The following is a 21,861-nucleotide window of genomic DNA, read 5'->3' on the forward strand; positions in this document are numbered from 1 at the left end:
GCCAGGGAATTCCGAGAAACGCTGCGGGACACGGCGCCCGCGGGCGTCGGCCGGGTACAGCTCAAGGCAAGGGTCTTGCGGCGAAACTACCAATCAGGGAATGCAGCCAATGCTCATATCGATGCGCGGGACCTGTTTGCGGGACGCGCGCGCCAGCCGGCGAAGACCAGGGCGAACGCCGCCCCTGAGGGTGGGACTGCGGCGAACCATTGTACTGTGGCAATTCTGAACCGTACAACAGTCCGCCTGTTGCACGAAGGGGGGTATGCAAACGGCAAAAAAAATGAGCCAGCAACGCTGCTGGCTCATGTTTCATCATGTATTGGAGAAATGACAATTTCCCCGCTGGCGCAACTTCCGCCAGAAGTGTGTCCCGCCGTGATCAGTCGGCCTTGACGGCTTCCACCTGGATGGCCAGGTTCACGTCCTGCTTGAAGCCGTACTTGGCGCCGTAGTCGATGCCGAAGTCGGCACGGTTGAACTGGGCCACGGCGTCCGCGCCGCATGCCTCACGCTTGAGCATCGGGTGCTGGATGCACTTGAATTCCTTGATCTCGAGCTTCACCGGCTTCGACACGCCGCGCAGCGTCAGCACGCCATCCACCTCGGTCGGCACGTCGCCCTTGAACTTCGAAAACTTGCCCTTGTACGTGGCTTCCGGGAAAGCCTGCACGTCGAACATTTCCGGGCCCTTGGCGTGCTCGTTCAGCTTGTTGTTGCCGAAATCGATCGACGCGGCGTCGATCTTGATATCGACGGTGCCGGCCTTGGCCGCGCGGTCCAGCGTCACCACGCCGCTGGACTTGTCGAACTTGCCGCGCCACTTCGACAGGCCGCCCAGGTGGTCGGCCTCGAAGCTCGGGTACGTGTGGGTCGGGTCGATGTTGTACGTCGTGGCGTTGGCCATGGCGGTGCCGGCGGCCAGGGCGGCGGAGGCTGCGGCCACGGCGGCGATCAGGGTACGGATTTTCATATTGAGTCTCCCGTCAAGAAGTTGGAGAGGAAGGTCGAAAAAACGGCCAAGGAGCTGTAAGTGGGACAAACCCGCCTCAGCCCTTCTTCGCCGGGGTCACAAGGTGGAACTTGATCTGGACATCATCGGCCACGACGGAAGTGTCCTTCCACTCGCCGTCACCGATGTTGAACGTGGTGCGCTTGATCGGCAGCACGCCATCGAACACCTGGCTGCCGTTTTCCTGCTTGTACGTGGCGGGCACGGTCACGTCGATGGTCTTGCCCTTGATGGTCAGCTTGCCGGCCACGTCGTACTTGCCGGCGGCGCCGGCCTTGATGCTGGTCGACTGGAACACGGCCTTCGGATACTTGCCGGCGTCGAACCAGTCCTTGCCCTTCACTTCCTTCGTGGTCTCGGCATCGCCGATCTCGAAGCTGGACACGTCGATCTCGACCTTGGCCGACGACGTGGCCAGCTTGGCCGGATCGAAGTCCACGGTGGCGTCGAACTTCCTGAACTTGCCTTCCATCGGCACGCCGATCTGCCTGGCGGTGGCCGTGACCGTGCTCTTGGCGGCATCGATCTGGGCCCAGGCCAGGTTTGCGGCCAGGCCAGCCGTTGCCAGGGCGGCCGCCACGAATATCGTGCCGGGACGGGACATACGTTTCATCTGAGACTCCAGTGGTGACTGGCCATCACGGCCGGTTGGTCAGGCAAAGCGGTTGCGGTACGTCGGCAAATCAGCGCAGGAACGGGATCATGCGACCCAGCGTGCCGTCGCGATCCACCACCTGGTGCTTGACGGCGGCGGCGGCATGGACCACCACGATCGCGGCCATGAAGTAGTTCAGCCAGACATGGGCGAATTTCAGGATCGGCTTGAGCGTGTCGCTGGCTTCGATCAGCGGCGGCAGCTTCCACAGGCCCAGGTACACCACCGGCACGCCGGCGGCGGAACTGTAGAGATAGCCGGTGATCGGGACGATCAGGATCAGCAGATAGAGCAGATGGTGCGCGGCGGCGGCGGCCCTGGCCTGCCAGGCCGGCGTACCGGGTGCCACGGGCGGGGCGGCATGCGTGGCGCGCCAGAGCACGCGCAGCACGGCCACCACGAAAATCGTCACGCCCAGCCACTTGTGCCACGAGAACAGCTTGAGCTTGGTCGGCGTCAGACCCGGAATGCCCGTCATGTACAGGCCCAGCCCGAACGCGGCAAAAATGCCGAAGGCGATCAGCCAGTGCAGGCCGATGGCAGTGGCAGTGTACGTCGCCTGGCCCCCCGGCCCGGATGCTTTGAAACCCATGTCAGTCAATCCCTTCGATCCTTATTACTTATTCTGCTATGTCGGCGCCAAGACAGTCTGTTGCAGTAGCGGTCCGGCCCTTCGCTGCCAATTCTCGCATTATTCGATGACCGGCTGTGCGTTGGAAGCGCCGAACTTCATGAAGTTGTTCAAATCATTTGATGTGTCGAGATGTCGCACCCGCCGCCCGGGAACCGATCGTAACGCGGCGGGGGGCCGCATGACACTGGCCGCTGGTATCCGCAAGGTAATGACTCTCGAAACTTGCGCGGCAAACAAAAAGGGCCGACCCCTTCGGGTCAGCCCTGTTCTGTTACCTTGCGGCGCCCCGGCATGTCGCGGTGCGCCGGGCGGCGATCAGATGCGGTTGGCCAGTTCCACGGCCTTGCCGATATAGCTGGCCGGCGTCATGTCCAGCAGCAGCTTCTTGGCGTCGTCGGGAATCGCCAGGCCCTGCACGAACGTCTGCAGCGCCTCGCGCGAGATGCCCTTGCCGCGCGTCAGTTCCTTCAGCTGCTCGTACGGGTTGGGCACGCCAAAGCGGCGCATCACGGTCTGCACCGGCTCGGCCAGCACTTCCCAGCAGTTGTCCAGGTCTTCGTTCAGGCGCTCGGGGTTGGTTTCGAGCTTGCCCAGGCCGCGCAGGCAGGCCTCGTACGCCAGCAGGCTGTAGCCAAAGGCCACGCCCATGTTGCGCAGCACGGTGGAATCAGTCAGGTCACGCTGCCAGCGCGAAACCGGCAGCTTTTCCGACAGGTGACGCAGCACGGCGTTGGCCAGGCCAACGTTGCCTTCCGAGTTTTCGAAATCGATCGGGTTGACCTTGTGCGGCATCGTCGAAGAGCCAATTTCACCGGCCTTGGTCTTCTGCTTGAAGTAACCCAGCGCGATGTAGCCCCACACGTCGCGGTTCAGGTCCAGCAGGATCGTGTTGGCGCGGGCCACGGCATCGAACAGCTCGGCCATGTAGTCGTGCGGCTCGATCTGTATCGTGTACGGGTTGAACGTCAGGCCCAGGCGCTGCTCGATCACCTGCTTCGAGAACGATTCCCAGTCGAACGACGGATAGGCCGACAGGTGCGCGTTGTAGTTGCCGACGGCACCGTTCATCTTGCCCAGCAGCTCCACGCGCTCCACGCGCTCGATGGCGCGGGCCAGGCGGGCAGCCACGTTGGCCAGTTCCTTGCCCAGCGTGGTGGGACTGGCCGGCTGGCCATGCGTGCGCGACAGCATCGGCTGCGTGGCGTTGAGCCTGGCCAGTTCCACCAGGCGGGCCTGCACGCGCTTGAGCGCCGGCACGATCACACCGTCACGGGCGCCCTTGAGCATCATGCCGTGCGACGTGTTGTTGATGTCTTCCGACGTGCAAGCGAAGTGGATGAACTCGCTGGCGGCTTCCAGTTCGGCGTTACCCTTGACCTGCTCCTTGAGCCAGTATTCGACGGCCTTCACGTCGTGGTTCGTGACCGCCTCGATGTCCTTGATGCGGGCGGCGTCGGCTTCGGTGAAGTTGTCCACCAGCGACTGCAGCTTGGCTTCCGAGGCGGCCGAGAACTTCGGCACGTCGGGCAGCCCGGCCTGGGCCAGCGCGATCAGCCAGTTGACCTCGACCTTTACGCGGTTGCGCATGAAGGCCGCCTCGGACAGCCATTCGCGCAGCGCATCGGCCTTTGCGGCATAGCGGCCATCGATGGGAGACAGGGCGGTGAGCGGCGAAAGGGAAGACGTGGACATGCTGGCAACCGGGAGAAAAGAGGAATGTGGAGGTTCGTGCGGGGGCGCAAGGAACCACGCGACAAGGGCCGGATGCGACGAATCCGCCGCATTGCCCTGCCGATGCAAGGGCCGGTTCGGCAGACGGCGCACACCGTCCCGCCAAACGCGCAACGCGGGATTTTACCATCGCCCCATGGCGCTGTGCGGGTCGCTGTGGGCGCCAGCCCTCCATGCGTGCGCAAGGCCGCATTGATGCCGCATTCCCGTGACTCCGCAGGTATACTCGCGCTCGCCCATCCGTTAGCCTGTTATGAAGTCCATCGGGCACGCCGCCGCGCCTGCCAGCGCACCCGTGCCACCGAGCGCCGATGCACTTCATAACAAGCTCAAGGGGAGAACATGAAGCTGTATGCGTCCCAGACCAGCCCGTATGCGCGCAAGGTGCGCGTGGTGCTGGCGGAGAAGAAGATCGACTACCAGATGATCGAGGAAAACGTCTGGTCGCCCGACACCATCATTGGCCAGTTCAACCCGCTCGGCAAGGTGCCGTGCCTGATCATGGAAGACGGGGGCGCGGTCTTCGATTCGCGCGTGATTGCGGAGTACGCCGACACGCTGTCGCCCGTCAGCCGCCTGATTCCGCAGGGCAGCCGCGAGCGCCTGGAAGTGCGCTGCTGGGAAGCCCTGGCCGATGGCCTGCTGGACGCCGCCCTGCTGGTGCGCCTGGAGGGCACCCAGCGCCAGCCCGCCGAACGCAGCGAAAGCTGGGTGGCACGCCAGCGCGGCAAGATCGACGCCGCCGTGGCCGCCATGTCGAAGGGCCTGGCCGACAAGCCGTGGTGCACCGGCATCCACTACACCCTGGCCGACGTGTCCGTGGGCTGCGCGCTGGCCTACCTGGACTTCCGCTTCCCGGACATCGCCTGGCGCGACCAGTACGCGAACCTGGTTGCCTTCCAGGACAAGATCGAAAAGCGCCAGTCGTTCATCGATACGGAGCCGCCGGCGGCCTGATTGCGAACACGCAGGCAAACGGCCGCTGATGCGGCCGTTTTTCGTTGGGGCGTCGTCTTTTCCTCCTACCGAATAATCCCCCCACCGAGACAAACCTCCCCGTCATACAACACGGCCGACTGTCCGGGCGTCACGGCCCACTGCGCCTCGGCAAACGACAGCCGCAGTTCATCGCCTTCGGCCTTGACGACCGTGCACGGGGCGTCGCTTTGCCGATAACGCGTCTTGGCGGCCATCGTCGAACCTGCTGCCGGCGGTTCGCCGGCGACCCACGACAGGTCTGCCGCGTCGAGTTCGGGCTTCAGCAGCCACGGGTGGTCGTGGCCTTGCACGACGTAGAGCGTGTTCGATGCCATGTCCTTGCGGGCCACGTACCAGGCGTCGCCGCTGCCGTCCTTGCTGCCGCCCAGGCCGATGCCCTTGCGCTGGCCCAGCGTGTAGAACGCCAGGCCGATGTGCTGGCCGACGACCTTGCCTTCGTCGGTCACCATCGGGCCGGGCCTGGTCGGCAGGTAGCGGTTCAGGAAGTCGCGGAACGGGCGTTCGCCGATAAAGCAGATGCCCGTCGAATCCTTTTTCTTCGCGTTCGGCAGGCCGATTTCGGCGGCGATTTCGCGCACCTTGGTCTTCGGTATTTCGCCGAGCGGGAACATCGTGCGTGACAGTTGCGCCTGGTTCAGCCGATGCAGGAAGTAGCTCTGGTCCTTGGTATGGTCGAACGCCTTGAGCAGCTCGAACCTGCCGCTGGCGGCCTGGCGCACGCGCGCATAGTGGCCGGTGGCGATCAGTTCGGCGCCCAGCGACATCGCATGGTCCAGGAAGGCCTTGAACTTGATTTCGGCGTTGCAGAGCACGTCGGGGTTCGGCGTGCGGCCGGCCGAGTATTCGCGCAGGAAATCGGCGAACACGCGGTCCTTGTATTCGGCGGCGAAGTTCACCGCTTCCACGTCCACGCCGATCACGTCGGCCACGGACGCCACGTCGAGCCAGTCCTGCCGCGTGGAGCAATACTCGCTGTCGTCATCGTCCTCCCAGTTCTTCATGAACAGGCCGATGACTTCGTAACCCTGCTGCTTGAGCAGCCATGCCGTGACCGACGAATCCACGCCGCCCGACATGCCCACCACCACTCTCTTGCCGCTCACGATGCCGCTCCCGGTGCTGCGGCCGCGGCCGCATCGGTGGCGCCCGCGATGGCGGTGGGATGGGTATGCAGCAGGTCCAGCGCGAAACGCTTGCCGGCCAGGTAATCGTCCACGCAGGCCATGACCAGCGGCGAGCGATGGCGGTCGGCGCAGGCGCGCAATTCCTCGGCGGTCATCCAGACCGTGCGGACAATGCCGGTATCGAGCTGGCGGCCGGCGTCGAGCGAGCCCAGGTCGCCGGTGAAGCCGAAGCGGATATAGGTGGTATCGCCCCCGTCGCGCGACGACCGGCCACGGCTCATGTAGCAGCCGAGCAGCGCGCGCGGCTCGAACGTGTGGGCGGTTTCTTCGAGCGTTTCGCGGATAACGGCGCGGATCAGGCTTTCGCCCGGCTCCAGGTGGCCCGCCGGCTGGTTCAGGCGCAGGCCATCGGCCGTTTCCTCTTCCACCAGCAGAAAGCGGCCGCCGCGCTCGATGACGGCGGCAACCGTGACGCTGGCAATCCATTCACGTGACATGATGCACATTTTTTAAGCAATCCGGCATTTTACCGGTTGCCGTTCGAACGTGCATGGCGCGCGGCGTTTCAGGCCGCCTCGGCCGTCAGCATGGGGGGCAGCAAGGCGATGGCCGCGTCGATGCGGGCCACAAGTGACTTTGACGCCGGCATCAGCGGGCGACGCACCTCGGCGGTGGTCATGCCGGCCAGCGCCAGCGCGGCTTTCACGGGCGCCGGATTGGGCTCGGCGAACATCAGCCCGATCAGCGGCGACAGCTGCCGGAACAACGCCCGTGCGGCCTCGTCGCGCCCGGTTCGCGCCAGATGCAGCAGCCGCACGAACAGGTCCGGCCGCACATGCGCCGCGGCCGGCACGACGCCCTGGCCGCCGCGCAGCAGGTGGTCGAGCATCGACGCATCGTCGCCGCAATACACCCCGATCAGGTCCTGCATGACCAGCGTACGCATGCCGGCCGGGTCGCATTCCTTGACGGCCACGATCTGCGGATGGGCGGCCAGGCGCCATGCCAGTTCGGGTGAAATCGTGGAACCCGTGCGCCTGGGTACGTTGTAGAGCATCAGCGGCTTGCCAGTCTGGGCGGCCACGCTGCGCATATGCCAGGCGATGCCTTCGTCGGACACGCGCAGGTAGTACGGCGGCGGCACCAGGTAGCCGGCCAGCGGCAGGCGGTCGAGCCTGCGCACCTGCTCGCATACGGCATGCGTGGCCACCCCGCCCACGCTGGCCATCACCGGCAGCGTGCCCGCGACGGCCTCGAGCACCGCCGCCGTCAGCATGAACCGCTCGGCATCGGTCAGCAGGCCGCCCTCGCCTGTCGTGCCCAGCACGATCAGGCCATCGACACCGGCCGCCGCGTAGTGCGACGCCAGGCGCTGGGCGGCGTCGAGATCCACCTGGTCGTTGCGCAACGGCGTGACCATCGGCAGCCACAGGCCATCGGCAATCGCGCCGCGCTGGGGATCAATGCGTGCCATGGTCGTCTCCGAGCATAGTCGCGGCGCCAAATTCCGCCGCGGGCAAGGCCGCCATGATCGCGTGCATGGCCGCGTCGCGGTCGCCGCGTTCCACCTCCACGTGCAGCGATGTCTCGCCGTTGCGATGATCCACTTCCACCACGTAGATGCGGGCCATGTTGCCGATCGCGCGATGCAGCGTCTGGCGCAGCGCGAAGACCTGTGACGACGAGACGGCCAGGCGCAGGCGAATCCAAGGGTCCTGGGCAATGGCACGGCGTCGCGGAACCGATGCAAACGCCACGGCGAGACTCGATGACTGTCGCATGAAGCGAAGATCCGCGCGGGGCGGATCGTCTGTTGAACATGGCTCCATGCTAGGGAGACCGGCCTCAATTTGATGCAGCGTTTGGCCGGCCCGCCATCAAGAACGCGTAAAGGTGCAGGCCGCCAGCACGTGTCCGGCGCTCAGAACGTCTTCGTGATCGACGCGAAGGCCGTCGCCTTGCCCAGGTAGCGCCCGCGCGTGTTCGTGTAGGCCGCCTTGCTGGCGTTCGTGTCGATATAGGCCACGGCCAGCGAGAACCCGCTGCCCAGGTCCTTCGTCAGCCCGAGCTTCCAGTCCGTGTAGGAGGCATCGCTGAAATGCTGCACGCCCTGGTAGCCGACATGCGCGTTCAGCGTCAGGCCCCACACGTTCAGCGGCACGTTGGCCGTCAGGTCGACGTAATAACTGTTCTTGCTGTCGGCAAACCCGAACAGGTTGGTCACCGCATGCGAGTACTTCAGGAATACGGGCCCCCAGCCGATGCCGGCATACAACTCGGTGGTGTACGGACGCGTGGCCGTGTAGCCGCCCGGATAGTAGTACTCGAGCACGCCCACGTCGTAGTTGAATGCCTGGTCGGCCAGCGTGAACGTGTTCCTGAAGCCGCCATAGAAATCCATCTCGACAGGCGCGGACACCGTCGCATCGGCATCGCCCAGCCAGCTGATACTCGAGTTCCAGTTGCCGACGTAGAAGCCGCTCTCGTGGGCATAGTCGAAGCCGCCCTGGATGGCCGGGCGCCGGTCGGTCTGGCTGATCCCGCGGTAGCGGTAATCGGACACCACCGACACGTTGGCCGTAAAGGTGTGCGGCGACGCCGCCTGCGCAGTGTCGGGGATCACCTGCTGTGCGACTGCGTTGGAAAACGGGGCGGCAAGCAGGACGGCGGCGGCCAGCGTGGCCGGCGCCGAGGTCATCAGACGGGTTGCAATCATCAATGAAAAACCGGTGGGCGTATTGGGAAAAACGGCTCGAAAGAGACGTGGACGCCACGATACGCAGCCTCGCATCAAATCGGCGTCAAGATTGCAGGTGACGCCGATGTCATTTCATCAATGGCCGGAATGCAAGGGAATCCGATGTGCATCAAACGAGTCGTTTCATGACTGGAAAAGATGAGTCTCGGTGAAAGCACATATACCCGACCGGCGAGTCACCACCGAACGTAAGTTTCGGGTAAGCTGCGCAAAAATTGAGGCATTCTTTTGCAATGCATCAACGGGCGAGGACGTTGGCCCGACCAGATTACGAACGACGCCAGACAGGAGAAATTGACGATGCATATCGGTATCCCGCTTGAGACGCGGGCAGGTGAGACGCGTGTCGCCGCCACCCCGGAGACCGTCAAGAAGTACGTAGCGCAGGGCCATCAGGTAACGGTGCAAGCCGGTGCCGGTGTGCGTGCCAGTATTCCCGATGCCGCGTTCGAGGCGGCCGGGGCCCGGGTGGGCTCCGGTGCCGATGCGCTGGGCGCCGAGCTTGTGCTCAAGGTGCGTGCACCCGACGATGCGGAGCGCGCGCAGATGAAGCCGGGGTCCGTACTGGTCGGCATGCTCAACCCGTTCGACGTCGAGAACAACGCCCGCATGGCCAGCGCCGCCGTCACGGCGTTCGCGCTCGAGGCCGCGCCGCGCACCACGCGCGCCCAGAGCATGGACGTGCTGTCGTCGCAGGCCAACATCGCCGGCTACAAGGCCGTGCTGGTGGCCGCGCACCACTACCAGCGATTCATGCCGATGCTGATGACCGCGGCGGGCACGGTCAAGGCCGCCCGCGTGCTGATCCTCGGTGCCGGCGTGGCGGGCCTGCAGGCCATTGCCACCGCCAAGCGCCTGGGCGCCGTGATCGAAGCCTCCGACGTGCGCCCCGCCGTGAAGGAGCAGATCGAATCGCTGGGTGCCAAGTTCCTGGACGTGCCGTTCGTCACTGACGAAGAGCGCGAGATCGCACAGGGCGTGGGCGGCTATGCGCGCCCGATGCCGGCCGACTGGATGCGCCGCCAGGCCGAACTGGTGCACCAGCGCGCCACGCAGGCCGACATCGTCATCACCACCGCACTGATCCCCGGCCGCCGCGCCCCGGTGCTGCTGGCCGAGGACACCGTCAAGCAGATGAAGCCGGGTTCGGTCGTGGTCGATCTGGCCGCCGCGCAGGGCGGCAACTGCCCGCTGACCGTGGCCGACGAAGTGGTGGAGCGCCACGGCGTGATCCTGATCGGCCATACCAACCTGGCCAGCATGGTGGCGGCCGACGCGTCCGCGCTGTACGCGCGCAACGTGCTGGACTTCCTGAAGTTGATCATCGACAAGGATGGCCGCTACACGCTGAACCTGGAAGACGACATCGTCGCCGCCTGCCTGATGTGCAAGGACGGCCAGGTCGTCAGGCAGCAGGCCGCCTGATATCCCGTCTGAAGATGCCGCGGCGCTGAAAAGAGCCCTGCGCCACGGCCCGCCGCGTCCCCGGCACGCTTGATCCTGCAGTTTCAGCCCGCCCGCGCGGACGCGACGCCCGGCAGTATTCAAAAGCAACGGAGGAGAAGTCGATGGAGATGGTGAACCACACGGTGATCAACCTGATCATCTTCGTGCTGGCAATTTACGTGGGGTACCACGTGGTGTGGACGGTCACGCCCGCGCTGCACACCCCGCTGATGGCCGTGACCAATGCGATCTCGGCCATCATCATCGTCGGTGCCATGCTGGCGGCCGGCCTGACCGAAGGCGGCGTGGGCCGCGTGATGGGCACGCTGGCCGTGGCACTGGCCGCGGTGAACGTGTTCGGTGGCTTCCTGGTGACCCAGCGCATGCTGGAGATGTTCAAGAAGAAGGAGCCACGCGCCAAGGCCGGGGCTGAAGCCGCCAAGGGAGGTGCGTGATGGAAGGCATCAGCATGAACCTTGTGACGCTGCTGTACCTGGTGGCGTCGGTCTGCTTCATCCAGGCCCTGAAGGGGTTGTCGCACCCGGCATCGGCCCGCAAGGGCAATGCGTTCGGCATGGTGGGCATGGCGATTGCCGTGGTGACCACGCTGGTGCTGATCGTCAAGCTCAAGAACGAGTTCCTGGCCGTGGGCGCTGCACAATCGTCGGTCGGCACCGGCCTGGCGCTGATCTTCGGCGCGCTGGTGGTGGGCGGCGGCATAGGCGCCTACGTGGCACGCAAGGTCGAAATGACCAAGATGCCGGAACTGGTGGCGGCGATGCACTCGCTGATCGGTCTGGCCGCGGTGTTCATCGCCGTGGCCGCCGTGGCGGAGCCGGCCGCGTTCGGCATCACGCCGGCCGGTACGCACCTGATCCCGCTGGGCAACCGTATCGAGCTGTTCATCGGCTGCTTCGTGGGGGCGATCACGTTCTCGGGCTCGGTCATCGCGTTCGGCAAGCTGTCGGGCCGCTACAAGTTCCGCCTGTTCCAGGGCGCACCGGTGGTGTTCCCGGGACAGCACTGGCTGAACCTGCTGCTGGCCATCGCCATGATCGGCTTCGGCGTGATCTTCTTCCTGTCGCAGTCGTGGCTGCCGTTCCTGATCATGCTGGCCATCGCGTTCGTGCTGGGTGTGCTGATCATCATCCCGATCGGCGGCGCGGACATGCCCGTTGTGGTGTCGATGCTGAACTCGTACTCGGGCTGGGCGGCGGCGGGCATCGGCTTCTCGCTGAACAACCCGATGCTGATCATCGCGGGCTCGCTGGTGGGCTCCTCGGGTGCCATCCTGTCGTACATCATGTGCCGCGCGATGAACCGTTCGTTCTTCAACGTGATCCTGGGCGGCTTTGGCGCCGAGGCTTCCGCTGCCGGCCCGGCCGGCGCGCAGGCCCAGCGCAACGTGAAGTCGGGCTCGGCCGACGACGCCGCGTTCGTGATGAGCAACGCCGAGACCGTGATCATCGTGCCCGGCTACGGCCTGGCGGTGGCGCGTGCGCAGCATGCACTGAAGGAATTGACCGAAAAGCTGACCGAGCACGGGGTGACGGTGAAGTACGCCATCCACCCCGTGGCGGGCCGCATGCCGGGCCACATGAACGTGCTGCTGGCCGAAGCCGAGGTGCCGTACGACCAGGTGTTCGAGATGGAGGACATCAACAGCGAGTTCGGGCAGGCCGACGTGGTGCTGGTGCTGGGCGCCAACGACGTGGTCAACCCGTCCGCCAAGACCGATCCGAAATCGCCGATTGCCGGCATGCCGATCCTGGAAGCCTACAAGGCGAAGACCATCATCGTGAACAAGCGGTCGATGGCGGCCGGCTACGCGGGCCTGGACAACGAGCTGTTCTACATGGACAAGACCATGATGGTGTTCGGCGACGCCAAGAAGGTGGTGGAGGACATGTTCAAGGCCGTGGAATAAGCTGCCGTTAATGTTCGGCAGTGGCCGTCAGGCACGCAGTGCTGCCAAGTGAATAAAGAAGCGCGCAGACCTGAAATCAATAAAATCGAAGTAGTGCGGCCAGCAACCAACGCTGGCCGTTTCCTTTTGCGTGGTCTGGTTGCGCATGCAGACGCAGGCGCTATACTGGCTTGCCCCGTTCTTTTTCCCCCTTGCGGCCGGCGGCCAGATTTGATCGCACCATGACATTCCCCGCGCACGACCGGAACCTGTCGGTTTTCCATCACCCAGTCCTGACGGTACTGGTGGACGACAGCAAGTCGTTTATCGACAGCCTGGCTTTCCAGATGGATGCATCGCGCGCGGTGGTCAGCTTCACCGATCCGCGCGACGCGCTGACGTGGATTCGCGAAGCGTATGCCACGCGGCATCCCGCATTCCTGCCGGTACGCGTCACGCACGACGACCTGACGTTCCTGTCCGAACGCCGCACGGTGCAGCTCGATGTCGACCGCATCCATCGCCAGATCCACGATGTGCATCGCTTCCTGCAGCCCGGCGTGGTGGTGGTGGATTACTCCATGCCACAGATGGACGGGCTCGAATTCTGCCAGGCGCTGGAAGACCTGCCGTGCAAGACCATCCTGCTGACCGGCACGGCCGATGAAAGCATCGCCGTGCAGGGCTTCAACCACGGGCTGATCGACCGCTACGTGAAGAAGCACGATCCAAACATGGTGGCGCGGCTGAACGACGAGATCGACGCGCTCCAGCAGCAGTACTTCGCGTCGATCTCGCGCACGCTGCGCGACCTGCTCACGCGCCATTCGTACTCGTTCCTGTCCGACCCGATCATGGCCGACCGCGTACGCCAGACGGCGGCGCGCTATGGCTTTATCGAGTACTACCTGTTCCCGAACCCCGTGGGCATGCTGCTACTGACCGCACAAGGCCATGCCACGCTGATGGTGATCGAAACCCGCGCCGGGCTGATGAGCCAGGTGGAGTCGGCCGAAGCGTACGAGGCGCCGGCGGCATTGATCGAAGGGCTGCGCGAGGGGCGCATCGTACCGTTCTTCTGGCCCGGCAACGGCATGTACACGCCGGCCTGCATGGACTGGGAGCAATACTGCCTGCCGGCGGAACGCTGCGAGGGTAACGAGGAATATTTCTACGCGCTGTTCGACCTGCCGCGCCACATGCTGCAGGAGCCGGTGGTCAGCCTGCAGAGCTTCCTTTCGGAGTTTTCGCGCAACGGCGCGGCGATGACCGGGCGGAACAAGCTCGCGTAGTACTTCTACGATTTACACCGTTCTCCACACCGTTGGAGTGGCGTGCCAAGCCAGCGCGCACCGGATCGCCTTCGCGCGTCAGCCTTCTTTCTTCGCCTGATCCCGATTGCCGCCGCGCACCATGTCGAAACGGAACAGCCGGCATTCGATATTGCCGTTGTAGAGCGGCGTGCGGCGCGATTCCTTCAGGCGCAGCCGCTTGGGCATCGACAGATCGCCCGTGAACACCCAGGCCTGCCAGCCCGCGAAGTTCTGCTTGAGCGTGGTGGCAAAGGCGCTGGCGAACTGGTTGGCGGCGGCCTCTTCCGCTTCGTCGGGCGGCGCGTCCTGCATCGCATCGCGGCGGCTGCCGCGCACCGCGATACGCTCGCCATACGGCGGATTCATCATCATCAGGCCCGGCTCGGCAAACGGCGGCTGCACGAAGCGCGCATCGACCTGCTTCAGCGAAATATCGCCGGGCAGGCCGGCGCGCTGCCAGTTGGCCTGCGCCATCGACAGCATGTCCGTCGAAATATCAGACCCGGCGACCTGCAGCGTCGCGGCGCGGCTGGCGGCCGACTCGCGGGCGCGTTGCGCATCGGCACGCAACGCCTGCCACGCCCTGGTATCCGCGCCCTTCAGCCATTCGAACGCGAACGTGCGGCCTACGCCCGGCGCGATGCCCAGCGCCACCTGGGCGGCTTCCACCAGGAACGTGCCGCTGCCGCACATCGGATCGAAGAACGGCCGGTCAGTCTGGCCGGGCACCCAGCCAGCCAGGCGCAGGATGCCGCCGGCCAGGTTTTCCTTGAGCGGCGCCTCACCCTTCTCCATGCGCCAGCCGCGCTTGAACAGCGGCTCGCCCGTGGTGTCCAGGTACAGCGTGCAATCGGTCTCGGTCAGGTGGGCGTAGATGCGGACGTCCGGACTGACCGTATCGACGCTGGGGCGTGCGCCCAGCCGTTCGCGCATGGCGTCGCAGACCCCGTCCTTGACGCGCAGCGCCGTGAAGTTGAGGCTGCGCAGCTGCGACTTGTGGGCGGTAATGTCCACGCGCAGCGTCTCGTCCGGCGAAAACCATTGCTCCCAGCGTTGCTGGCGCGTCAGCGCGTAGATGTCGTCCTCGTGGCGGTAGCCGCGCTGTGCCACGCGCAGCAGCACGCGGCTGGCAATGCGCGAATGCAGGTTGACCGCATAAGCCGCGGCCATCTCGCCCGAAAACGTCACGCCGCCCGGCATTTCGCGATGCACCTCGAACGGTGCCGCCGCCACCACGGCCGGGTACTGCGCAATCTCGCGCAGCTCCTCGGCCAGTGCCGGTTCAAGGCCACGCGGGCAAGGAGCAAAGAAGGCTTGAGTCATGGCGAGTCTTTCCAGAAAACAAAAACGTCCGCATCGCGGACGGGCAAGGCATGGGTCCGGTGTGCCGATCAGCCTGCCGCCAGGGCGCGGTCAAGGAAATCGAGCCGGTCCTGGCCCCAATACGGTTGGCCGTCGTAGACGAACCACGGCGCGCCGAACACATTGGCGGAAATCGCATCCTGCGTGTTCTGCGCATAGGCGGCCTGCACGGCCTGGCCTTCGCTGGCCTTGAGCAGGCTGGCGCCATCGAGGCCGTTCTCGTCGGCGATCTGCGACAGCGTGCCGCCATCGGCGATATTGCGCTGCTCGGCCCAGACGGCCCGCGTGATGGCGCCGGTCAGCGCCAGCGCACGGGCCGTGCCATGCGCGAGCTGGGCCGCGATGATCAGTTTGGCGGCGGCATCTCCCGACACCGGGAAGAACGTCGGATGCAGGTTCAGCGGGATACCCAGGAAGCGGCTCCAGCGTTCAAGCTCGACCAGCCGGTACGCCTGGCGCTGCGGCGGGCGCTGCGCCAGCGGCACGCCGCCCGAGACCGAAAACACCTTGCCCAGGTCGGCCGGCTTCAGCAGCACCTGCGCCTGGTGGCGGTTGGCGATTTCCACAAAGCGGGCATGGCCCAGGTAGACGAACGGCGACTGCGGCGCCAGAAAGTACTCGACCTGCTTGCTCATCACGACCTCATCGAAAACAGTAGGAATCCGACAGCTTAGAACGGCTTTACGACAACCAGAATCACGATGGCCAACAGCACCAGCACCGGCAGCTCGTTGAACCAGCGGTAGAACGTGTGCGAGCGTGTGTTGGCGCCGCGTTCGAACTTGCGCAGCAGCACGCCGCAGCCGTGGTGATAGCCGATCAGCACCAGCACCAGCGCCAGCTTGGCATGCATCCAGCCCTGCCCCGCGCCGCGCCCGATGCCGTAGCCGAGGAACAGCCACAGGCCGAACACCAGGGCCGGCACAGCCAGCATGGTCATGAACCGGAACAGCTTGCGCGCCATCAGCAGCAGGCGGCGCACGCTGGCCGGATCGGTTTCCATGGCCAGGTTGACCAAGATGCGCGGCAGGTAGAACAGGCCCGCGAACCACGAGACGACGAACAGGATATGGAAGGCCTTGACCCAGAGCATCTGCGTTCCCGCCTCCCCTTACGTGCGCACTTCGCCGTGACCGAACACGACGTACTTGAGCGACGTCAGACCCTCCAGCCCCACCGGACCACGGGCGTGCAGCTTGTCGTTCGAGATGCCGATCTCGGCGCCCAGGCCGTACTCGAAGCCATCGGCAAAACGCGTCGAGGCATTGATCATCACGCTGGCCGAGTCCACTTCGCGGATAAAGCGCATGCCGGCGCTGTAGTTCTCCGTCACGATCGAATCGGTGTGGGCCGAGCCGTAGGTGTTGATATGCGCAATCGCGGCGTCCAGACCGTCCACGGTACGGATGGCCAGCACAGGCGCCAGGTATTCCAGCCGCCAGTCTTCCTCGGCGGCGTCAACCAGGCCGCTGAAGCCGGCGGCTTCCAGCGTGGCGCGCGTGTCGGCGCAGACGCGCAGTTCCACGCCCTTTTCCTGGTAGATGCGGCACAGCGGCGGCAACACGGTGGCCGCGATCTGGCGCGACACCAGCAGCGTTTCCATCGTGTTGCACGGCGCGTAACGCTGCGTCTTGGCGTTGTCGCAGATGCGCACGGCCTTTTCCACGTCGGCATCGTCGTCGATGTAGACATGGCAGATGCCGTCCAGGTGCTTGATCATCGGCACGCGGCCTTCCTCGATCAGGCGCGCGATCAGGCTCTTGCCGCCGCGTGGCACGATCACGTCGACGTATTCGTTCATCGTGATCAGACGGCCAACGGCGGCGCGGTCCGTAGTCTCGATGACCTGCACCGCCTCGCCCGGCAGCCCGGCGGCGGCCAGGCCCTCGGCCACCAGCGCGGCCAGCGCCGTGTTCGATTCGATCGCCTCGGAGCCGCCACGCAGGATCGTGGCGTTGCCGGACTTCAGGCACAGCGCCGCGGCGTCGATGGTCACGTTCGGGCGCGATTCGTAGATGATGCCGATCACGCCCAGCGGCACGCGCATCTGCCCCACTTGGATACCTGTCGGGCGGAACTTCATGTTGCTGATCTCGCCGATCGGGTCCGGCAGCGCGGCAATCTGCTCCAGGCCGGCGGCCATGGTGTCGATGGCCTTGTCGGACAGCGTCAGGCGGTCCACGAAGGCGGCGTCCTGGCCGTTGGCGCGGGCGCGTTCCACGTCGCGGGCATTGATGGCCTTGAGCTTGCCGGCATCGCGCCGGATGGCCGCGGCAATCGTCAGCAGCGCACGGTTCTTGTCGGCCGTGGAGGCCCGCGCCATGGCGCGCGATGCCGCGCGGGCCTGCTGGCCGACGCGGTTCATGTAAGCGTGGAGATCGAACTCGGTCATGATGGTGTCCGGGCCCAGCCCGGTCTGCTGTGGGTGCCGCGATGTCGAAGCGCCGGCGCGGCTGCCGGCAGTATTCTGGTTGGTTCGCTGCCTGGGTCCGGGACGTCAGGCTGGGCGCGCGATCAGCAGCGCCAGTTGCAGCAGGCCGTCCCATGGCTCGGCTGGCAGGCTGCCCGCCGCGCCACCGGCGCCTGGCAGGTCGGCCAGGCCCTTGACCTGGCGGTCCAGCCGTGCGGCCATGGCCAGCGCGGCTTCCAGCTGCGGCATCGACAACCGTTGCGCGGCCTGCGGCACCAGGCGCTCACGCGGGCCCCAGACGCGCAGTTCGCGCATCAGCACGCCCGCCGGCTTGCCGGCCGCCAGCCCTTGCCGGACCTTGGATAATACGCGAATTTCCTCGGTCAGCGCCCACAGCACCAGCACCGTGGCCTCGCCCTCGCCGCGCAGCCCTTCGAGCATGCGCGTGAGGCGCGGCACATCGCCGCCCAGCATCGCCTCGGACAGCTTGAACACGTCGTAGCGGGCCACGTTCAGCACCGCGTCGTGCACCTGGTCGAACGTCAGAACCCCCGCCGGGTACAGCAGCCCCAGTTTCTGGATTTCCTGATGCGCGGCCAGCAGATTGCCTTCCACCTTGTCGGCGATGAACTGCAGCGAGCGCCGGCCGGCCTCGCCCGGTTCCACGCGCTGCTGCTGCAGGGCCAGCCGCTCGCCCACCCACGCGGGCAGGCGCGTGCGGTCCACGGCATCCACCTTGATCGATACGCCCGCCGACTCCAGCGCCTGGAACCAGGCCGATTTCGACGTGGCAAAGTCGAGCCTCGGCAACGTGACCAGCATCACAACGTCCGGCGACGGCTGGGCTGCCACGGCGCGCAAGGCCTCGCCGCCATCCTTGCCGGGCTTGCCCGACGGCACGCGCAGTTCCACGATCTTGCGGTCGCCGAACAGCGACATCGACTGCTGGGCCTCGGTGACCTGGCCCCACTGGAAGCCGCGCTCGGCCACTAGCACTTCGCGCTCGGTAAAGCCCGAGTCCCGCGCGGCGCGGCGCAGGCGGTCCACCGCCTCCAGCACCAGCAGGTGCTCGTCGCCATGCACCACGTAGAGCGGCGCCAGGCCCCTGGCCTGGGCCTGCTTCAGGTGTGCATCGAGTCCGTCGAGCTTGAGCTGCATCGTGTTGCCCTGTGCCTGCGAAGCGATCCGCGCGCGGCCGCGATCAGATCGTCTTGACCGCTGCCAGGCGGCGCATCAGCTGCTGCACGATGTCCTTCTGCATATCGCGGTAGAGCTGCTGCTCTTCGTAGTCCTTGGCCAGCGTATTGGCTTCGTTGTACGTCAGGTCGCGCGTCAGGATCAGCGTCGACGCCGGAATCAGCTCCTTGCCCGCGGCATCGCGCAGCCGGAAGCTGAACCGCTGGGTCAGCCGGTATTCGCGCACCACGCCCTGGGCCGTGATAGACAGAATCGACTTGCCGCGCGTATCGGCCAGCACGTCCAGCAACGCGTCCGCTTCCTCGCGCTCCTCCACGACCTTCGTGTCGGAGCCGTTGCGGATATTGCGGCGCAGGTCGGCGCCCATCAGCGAATTGGGCGGCAAGCCGATGTAGAGCCGCTTGAAAGCGAAATCGGCGTTCCCGCGCATGTGAAAGCCGCAGCCGGCCAGCAAGCCGGCCGCCGCCATTGCAGCCCCGATGGCGAGAAATCCGCGGCGTCCCATGTCCGGTCGATCCATTGCTTGTGTCTTCCTGGCTGTGTGGCTCAGAGCACCACGTTGACGAGCCGGCCCGGCACCACCACGATCTTCTTGGGCGCGGCGCCGTTGGCAAACTTCGCCACGGTCTCGCTGCCGGCGGCCACGGCCTCGATGGCGGCGCGGTCGGCATCGGCCGGCACCGTCAGGCTGCCACGGACCTTGCCGTTGATCTGCAGCACCAGTTCGATTTCAGTGCGTACCAGCGCGCTTTCGTCCACCTGCGGCCAGGCCGCGTCGAGGATGTCGCCGGCTTCGGCTGCATAGCCGAGTTCGGTCCAGAGCCCGTGCGCGATATGCGGCACCACCGGATACAGCACGCGCAGCAGGATGCTGAAGCCTTCGCGGCGCGCGGCCGGCGACGCGGCCTTGGCATCTTCCAGCGCGTTCAGCATCTTCATCGTCGCCGACACGACGGTGTTGTACTGGATCCGCTCGTAGTCATAGTTGGCCTGCCTGAGCACCGTGTGCAGCTCGCGACGCACATCGGCGTCAGCCGCCGTGAACTGGGTGCCCGCGCCATCGCGAATCGCCTGGGCGTTGGCGTAGCCGTAGTTCCACACGCGGCGCAGGAAGCGCGACGCGCCGTCCACGCCCGAACCGCTCCATTCGAGCTGCTGCTCCGGCGGTGCGGCAAACATCACGAACAGGCGGGCCGTATCGGCGCCATGCTGGTCGATCAGCGCTTGCGGGTCGATACCGTTGTTCTTCGACTTCGACATCTTCTCGATGCCGCCGATCACCACCGGCAGGCCGTCGGCCTTGGCCGTGGCGCCCACGGGGCGGCCCCGCTCGTCGGTCTGCACGTCCACGTCGGCCGGGTTGTACCAGGTCTTCTTGCCCGACGCGTCTTCACGGTAGAACGTCTCGTTGAGCACCATGCCCTGCGTGAGCAGGTTCGTGAACGGCTCGTCGAACTTGACCAGGCCCATGTCGCGCATGACCTTGGTCCAGAACCGCGCGTACAGCAGGTGCAGGATCGCGTGCTCGATGCCGCCGATGTACTGGTCCATCGGCATCCAGTAGTCGTTGCGGCCGTCCACCATCGTGCTGGCATCGGGGCACGTATAGCGCATGTAGTACCAGCACGAGTCGATGAACGTATCCATCGTGTCGGTTTCGCGGCGCGCGGGCTTGCCGCACGACGGGCACGTGCACGCCAGGAAACGCGGGTCCTTGTTCAGCGGATTGCCGGTGCCGTCCGGCACCAGGTCTTCCGGCAGCACCACCGGCAGGTCCTTCTCGGGCACCGGCACCACGCCGCAGCTGTCGCAGTGGATCAGCGGAATCGGCGTGCCCCAGTAACGCTGGCGCGAGATGCCCCAGTCGCGCAGGCGCCACGTCACCTTTTTCTCGCCCAGGCCCTTGGCGGCCAGGTCGGCGGAAATGGCATCGACGGCCGCCTGGTAGGCCATGCCGTCGTACTTGCCGCTGTGGATGCAGGTGCCGTGTTCCTTGTCGCCGTACCATTCCTGCCAGGCGTCGGTCGAATACGGCTGGCCCTTGACGTCGATGACCTGCTTGATCGGCAGGTTGTACTTCTTCGCGAACGCGAAGTCGCGCTCGTCATGCGCCGGCACGCCCATCACGGCGCCATCGCCGTACGTCATCAGCACGTAATTGCCGACCCACACGTCCACCTGCTCGCCGGTCAGCGGGTGCGTGACCTTTAGCCCGGTGGGCATGCCCTTCTTCTCCATGGTCGCCATGTCGGCTTCCATGACCGAACCGTGCTTGCATTCGTCGATGAACGCGGCCAGTTGCGGATTGTTCGCGGCAGCGTGGGTGGCCAGCGGGTGCTCGGCGGCCACGGCGCAGAACGTGACACCCATGATGGTGTCCGCACGGGTGGTGAACACGAACAGCTTGCCGTCGCCCACCAGCTTGCCGTCGGCGCCCTGGATCTGGTGCGGGAAGGCAAAGCGCACGCCCTCGCTGCGGCCGATCCAGTTCTGCTGCATGATCTTGACGCGCTCCGGCCAGCCCAGGTCGTCCAGGTCGCCCAGCAGTTCCTGCGCGTAGTCGGTGATGCGCAGGTAGTACATCGGGATCTCGCGCTTTTCGACCACCGCGCCCGAACGCCAGCCGCGGCCGTCGATCACCTGCTCGTTGGCCAGCACGGTCTGGTCCACGGGGTCCCAGTTCACGGTGCCGGTCTTGCGGTAGGCGATGCCTTTTTCCAGCATCTTCAGGAACAGCCACTGGTTCCAGCGGTAGTAGTCGGGGCTGCAGGTGGCCACTTCACGCGACCAGTCGATCGCCAGGCCCATCGACTGCATCTGCTTCTTCATGTAAGCGATGTTGTCGTAGGTCCAGGCGGCCGGCGCCACCTTGTTGTTCAGCGCGGCGTTTTCCGCCGGCATGCCGAACGCATCCCAGCCCATCGGCATCAGCACGTTGCGGCCGTTCATGCGCAGGTAGCGCGCCATCACGTCGTTGATGGTGTAGTTGCGCACGTGCCCCATGTGCAGCTTGCCCGACGGATACGGCAGCATCGAGCAGGCGTAGAACTTCTGCTTTTCCTTGCCGTCGGGCCCGACCGCGTGCTCCGATACCTTGTAGGCATCGATCGCTTGCCAGTGCTGCTGGGCGGCTTGTTCAACGGCGGACGGAAGATATTTGTCTTGCATGGTCGGGACGACGGTCTGGGCAACGGTCACGCGCGGCGACTGGCGCGCCGGCGGCCGGGGGGATCGGAAAAACGAAAGAGACGATTATAACCGTGGCCGACGACGATTCCGGCCCTGCCACGGCGGCGCCCAAAGGCGCAAACGGC

Annotated in this window: 21 protein-coding genes; 5 read left to right on the forward strand and 16 right to left on the reverse strand. The window is 65.6% G+C overall.

Going from position 1 to position 21,861, the window contains the following annotated elements:
• Positions 1–382: 382 nt before the first annotated feature.
• The 4 genes from AC3FJ6_RS20450 to purB form a co-directional block, all read right to left on the reverse strand.
• A complete protein-coding gene (locus tag AC3FJ6_RS20450; RefSeq protein WP_153947290.1) occupies positions 383–973 on the reverse strand; it encodes a YceI family protein in 591 nt (196 codons plus the stop codon).
• 76 nt (positions 974–1,049) lie between these two features.
• Entirely contained in the window at positions 1,050–1,625 is a 576-nt protein-coding gene (locus tag AC3FJ6_RS20455; protein ID WP_153947289.1) for a YceI family protein, read from the reverse strand.
• 70 nt (positions 1,626–1,695) lie between these two features.
• On the reverse strand, positions 1,696–2,259 hold the full coding sequence (locus AC3FJ6_RS20460) for a cytochrome b (protein WP_488773499.1): 564 nt from the start codon (positions 2,257–2,259) through the stop codon (positions 1,696–1,698).
• Positions 2,260–2,616: 357 nt separating this feature from the next.
• Positions 2,617–3,993 (reverse strand): adenylosuccinate lyase, encoded by a 1,377-nt coding sequence (purB, locus tag AC3FJ6_RS20465; RefSeq protein ID WP_153947287.1) that lies wholly within the window; start codon positions 3,991–3,993, stop codon positions 2,617–2,619.
• A 381-nt stretch (positions 3,994–4,374) separates the two neighbouring features.
• Here purB and AC3FJ6_RS20470 point away from each other — a divergent pair, with 381 nt between their 5' ends.
• Entirely contained in the window at positions 4,375–4,989 is a 615-nt protein-coding gene (locus AC3FJ6_RS20470; protein WP_488773500.1) for a glutathione S-transferase C-terminal domain-containing protein, read from the forward strand.
• 65 nt (positions 4,990–5,054) lie between these two features.
• On the opposite strand, the gene mnmA is transcribed toward AC3FJ6_RS20470, so the two are convergent.
• The 5 genes from mnmA to AC3FJ6_RS20495 all read right to left on the reverse strand — a co-directional run bounded on the left by mnmA (position 5,055) and on the right by AC3FJ6_RS20495 (position 8,871).
• On the reverse strand, positions 5,055–6,134 hold the full coding sequence (mnmA, locus tag AC3FJ6_RS20475; RefSeq protein ID WP_488773501.1) for a tRNA 2-thiouridine(34) synthase MnmA: 1,080 nt from the start codon (positions 6,132–6,134) through the stop codon (positions 5,055–5,057).
• Complete coding sequence (locus AC3FJ6_RS20480; protein WP_488773502.1) at positions 6,131–6,661, reverse strand: NUDIX hydrolase; 531 nt, start codon at positions 6,659–6,661, stop codon at positions 6,131–6,133. Before AC3FJ6_RS20480 ends, mnmA begins: the two co-directional genes overlap by 4 nt.
• 59 nt (positions 6,662–6,720) lie before the next feature.
• Entirely contained in the window at positions 6,721–7,629 is a 909-nt protein-coding gene (gene dapA / locus AC3FJ6_RS20485) for a 4-hydroxy-tetrahydrodipicolinate synthase (protein ID WP_488773503.1), read from the reverse strand.
• Complete coding sequence (locus AC3FJ6_RS20490) at positions 7,616–7,936, reverse strand: hypothetical protein (protein ID WP_488773504.1); 321 nt, start codon at positions 7,934–7,936, stop codon at positions 7,616–7,618. The genes dapA and AC3FJ6_RS20490 overlap by 14 nt, the downstream gene beginning before the upstream one ends.
• A 140-nt stretch (positions 7,937–8,076) precedes the next feature.
• Positions 8,077–8,871 (reverse strand): TorF family putative porin, encoded by a 795-nt coding sequence (locus AC3FJ6_RS20495; RefSeq protein WP_488773505.1) that lies wholly within the window; start codon positions 8,869–8,871, stop codon positions 8,077–8,079.
• Positions 8,872–9,213: 342 nt separating this feature from the next.
• Here AC3FJ6_RS20495 and AC3FJ6_RS20500 point away from each other — a divergent pair, with 342 nt between their 5' ends.
• The 4 genes from AC3FJ6_RS20500 to AC3FJ6_RS20515 all read left to right on the forward strand — a co-directional run bounded on the left by AC3FJ6_RS20500 (position 9,214) and on the right by AC3FJ6_RS20515 (position 13,557).
• On the forward strand, positions 9,214–10,338 hold the full coding sequence (locus tag AC3FJ6_RS20500; RefSeq protein WP_153947281.1) for a Re/Si-specific NAD(P)(+) transhydrogenase subunit alpha: 1,125 nt from the start codon (positions 9,214–9,216) through the stop codon (positions 10,336–10,338).
• A 143-nt stretch (positions 10,339–10,481) separates the two neighbouring features.
• A complete protein-coding gene (locus tag AC3FJ6_RS20505) occupies positions 10,482–10,814 on the forward strand; it encodes an NAD(P) transhydrogenase subunit alpha part 2 (protein WP_066732243.1) in 333 nt (110 codons plus the stop codon).
• Positions 10,814–12,286: an NAD(P)(+) transhydrogenase (Re/Si-specific) subunit beta gene (locus tag AC3FJ6_RS20510; protein ID WP_488773507.1), complete on the forward strand. Its 1,473-nt coding sequence runs from the start codon at positions 10,814–10,816 to the stop codon at positions 12,284–12,286. The genes AC3FJ6_RS20505 and AC3FJ6_RS20510 overlap by 1 nt, the downstream gene beginning before the upstream one ends.
• Positions 12,287–12,507: 221 nt before the next feature.
• A complete protein-coding gene (locus AC3FJ6_RS20515; protein WP_153947278.1) occupies positions 12,508–13,557 on the forward strand; it encodes a response regulator in 1,050 nt (349 codons plus the stop codon).
• 78 nt (positions 13,558–13,635) lie between these two features.
• Here AC3FJ6_RS20515 and AC3FJ6_RS20520 read toward each other — a convergent pair whose 3' ends face one another.
• The 7 genes from AC3FJ6_RS20520 to leuS form a co-directional block, all read right to left on the reverse strand.
• Positions 13,636–14,901: a THUMP domain-containing class I SAM-dependent RNA methyltransferase gene (locus tag AC3FJ6_RS20520; protein ID WP_488773508.1), complete on the reverse strand. Its 1,266-nt coding sequence runs from the start codon at positions 14,899–14,901 to the stop codon at positions 13,636–13,638.
• Between the two features lie 68 nt (positions 14,902–14,969).
• Positions 14,970–15,575, reverse strand: coding sequence for a 2-hydroxychromene-2-carboxylate isomerase (locus tag AC3FJ6_RS20525; RefSeq protein WP_153947276.1), 606 nt, complete (start codon positions 15,573–15,575; stop codon positions 14,970–14,972).
• 35 nt (positions 15,576–15,610) lie between these two features.
• Complete coding sequence (locus tag AC3FJ6_RS20530; RefSeq protein ID WP_488773510.1) at positions 15,611–16,033, reverse strand: CopD family protein; 423 nt, start codon at positions 16,031–16,033, stop codon at positions 15,611–15,613.
• An 18-nt stretch (positions 16,034–16,051) separates the two neighbouring features.
• Positions 16,052–17,332, reverse strand: a complete 1,281-nt coding sequence (locus tag AC3FJ6_RS20535) for a glutamate-5-semialdehyde dehydrogenase (RefSeq protein WP_488773512.1) — start codon at positions 17,330–17,332, stop codon at positions 16,052–16,054.
• 105 nt (positions 17,333–17,437) lie between these two features.
• Positions 17,438–18,508, reverse strand: a complete 1,071-nt coding sequence (holA, locus tag AC3FJ6_RS20540; protein ID WP_488773513.1) for a DNA polymerase III subunit delta — start codon at positions 18,506–18,508, stop codon at positions 17,438–17,440.
• 43 nt (positions 18,509–18,551) lie between these two features.
• Positions 18,552–19,067, reverse strand: a complete 516-nt coding sequence (locus tag AC3FJ6_RS20545) for an LPS-assembly lipoprotein LptE (protein ID WP_153947272.1) — start codon at positions 19,065–19,067, stop codon at positions 18,552–18,554.
• A gap of 26 nt (positions 19,068–19,093) precedes the next feature.
• The gene (leuS, locus tag AC3FJ6_RS20550; protein WP_488773514.1) at positions 19,094–21,715 is read right to left on the reverse strand and encodes a leucine--tRNA ligase; all 2,622 of its coding nucleotides are present in this window, start codon (positions 21,713–21,715) and stop codon (positions 19,094–19,096) included.
• Between the last annotated feature and the right edge of the window lie 146 nt (positions 21,716–21,861).

Source organism: Cupriavidus sp. 94F1, assembly GCF_057798875.1.

Excerpts from the sequence above, each read along its gene's own strand:
- AC3FJ6_RS20525 (WP_153947276.1), bottom strand. The coding sequence starts at position 15,575 with ATGAGCAAGCAGGTCGAGTACTTTCTGGCGCCGCAGTCGCCGTTCGTC.
- AC3FJ6_RS20450 (WP_153947290.1), bottom strand. The coding sequence starts at position 973 with ATGAAAATCCGTACCCTGATCGCCGCCGTGGCCGCAGCCTCCGCCGCC.
- AC3FJ6_RS20480 (WP_488773502.1), bottom strand. The coding sequence starts at position 6,661 with ATGTGCATCATGTCACGTGAATGGATTGCCAGCGTCACGGTTGCCGCC.
- AC3FJ6_RS20455 (WP_153947289.1), bottom strand. The coding sequence starts at position 1,625 with ATGAAACGTATGTCCCGTCCCGGCACGATATTCGTGGCGGCCGCCCTG.
- AC3FJ6_RS20495 (WP_488773505.1), bottom strand. The coding sequence starts at position 8,871 with ATGATTGCAACCCGTCTGATGACCTCGGCGCCGGCCACGCTGGCCGCC.
- AC3FJ6_RS20520 (WP_488773508.1), bottom strand. The coding sequence starts at position 14,901 with ATGACTCAAGCCTTCTTTGCTCCTTGCCCGCGTGGCCTTGAACCGGCA.
- dapA (WP_488773503.1), bottom strand. The coding sequence starts at position 7,629 with ATGGCACGCATTGATCCCCAGCGCGGCGCGATTGCCGATGGCCTGTGG.
- AC3FJ6_RS20515 (WP_153947278.1), top strand. The coding sequence starts at position 12,508 with ATGACATTCCCCGCGCACGACCGGAACCTGTCGGTTTTCCATCACCCA.
- purB (WP_153947287.1), bottom strand. The coding sequence starts at position 3,993 with ATGTCCACGTCTTCCCTTTCGCCGCTCACCGCCCTGTCTCCCATCGAT.
- AC3FJ6_RS20460 (WP_488773499.1), bottom strand. The coding sequence starts at position 2,259 with ATGGGTTTCAAAGCATCCGGGCCGGGGGGCCAGGCGACGTACACTGCC.
- holA (WP_488773513.1), bottom strand. The coding sequence starts at position 18,508 with ATGCAGCTCAAGCTCGACGGACTCGATGCACACCTGAAGCAGGCCCAG.
- AC3FJ6_RS20545 (WP_153947272.1), bottom strand. The coding sequence starts at position 19,067 with ATGGATCGACCGGACATGGGACGCCGCGGATTTCTCGCCATCGGGGCT.
- AC3FJ6_RS20490 (WP_488773504.1), bottom strand. The coding sequence starts at position 7,936 with ATGCGACAGTCATCGAGTCTCGCCGTGGCGTTTGCATCGGTTCCGCGA.
- AC3FJ6_RS20535 (WP_488773512.1), bottom strand. The coding sequence starts at position 17,332 with ATGACCGAGTTCGATCTCCACGCTTACATGAACCGCGTCGGCCAGCAG.
- AC3FJ6_RS20470 (WP_488773500.1), top strand. The coding sequence starts at position 4,375 with ATGAAGCTGTATGCGTCCCAGACCAGCCCGTATGCGCGCAAGGTGCGC.
- AC3FJ6_RS20530 (WP_488773510.1), bottom strand. The coding sequence starts at position 16,033 with ATGCTCTGGGTCAAGGCCTTCCATATCCTGTTCGTCGTCTCGTGGTTC.
- AC3FJ6_RS20500 (WP_153947281.1), top strand. The coding sequence starts at position 9,214 with ATGCATATCGGTATCCCGCTTGAGACGCGGGCAGGTGAGACGCGTGTC.
- AC3FJ6_RS20510 (WP_488773507.1), top strand. The coding sequence starts at position 10,814 with ATGGAAGGCATCAGCATGAACCTTGTGACGCTGCTGTACCTGGTGGCG.
- AC3FJ6_RS20505 (WP_066732243.1), top strand. The coding sequence starts at position 10,482 with ATGGAGATGGTGAACCACACGGTGATCAACCTGATCATCTTCGTGCTG.
- leuS (WP_488773514.1), bottom strand. The coding sequence starts at position 21,715 with ATGCAAGACAAATATCTTCCGTCCGCCGTTGAACAAGCCGCCCAGCAG.